This is a genomic window from Bariatricus sp. HCP28S3_D3 (genome assembly GCF_052065755.1).
GTDB lineage: Bacteria > Bacillota > Clostridia > Lachnospirales > Lachnospiraceae > Allocoprococcus.
This window is the reverse complement of sequence record NZ_JBQHTK010000111.1, coordinates 1-407: the sequence shown is the minus strand read 5'-3', so window position 1 is coordinate 407 and position 407 is coordinate 1. Positions and strand designations below refer to the sequence as shown.

The window sequence follows — 407 nt, the reverse complement described above, 5'->3', positions numbered from 1 at the left end:
CCCAACCGAAAGGAGGGAGCTGCCGAAGGTGGGACCGATAACTGGGGTGAAGTCGTAACAAGGTAGCCGTATCGGAAGGTGCGGCTGGATCACCTCCTTTCTAAGGAAGAAGAAGTAAGGTGTTGTGTCTATTGCTTAGTTATCAAGAAGTGAGTGCGCAGATTAGCTTACAGAACTGTGACGCAAGCTTGCTTGCAGGAACAGGGATGGAAGATGAGATGCATAAGAAGGCTTGAACGTAGCCCGACAAGAAGCGCAGCGGATTGGAGGGTGAAGAGAAAGACTGCACTCACGAAAAAAAGATAACAGAATATTTCTGGTGGCGATGCGCTTAGGGGACACACCCGTTCCCATCCCGAACACGATGGTTAAGACCTAAGCGGCCGATGGTACTGCACTGGAGACGG

2 rRNA genes are annotated in these 407 nt (G+C 51.1%); both read left to right on the top strand.

Annotated elements, in window-relative coordinates:
* Window positions 1-100: ribosomal RNA gene (locus ACTNB3_RS17945) — 16S ribosomal RNA — on the top strand; the annotation flags it as partial.
* A 215-nt stretch (window positions 101-315) separates the two neighbouring features.
* Window positions 316-407: ribosomal RNA gene (gene rrf, locus ACTNB3_RS17940) — 5S ribosomal RNA — on the top strand; the annotation flags it as partial.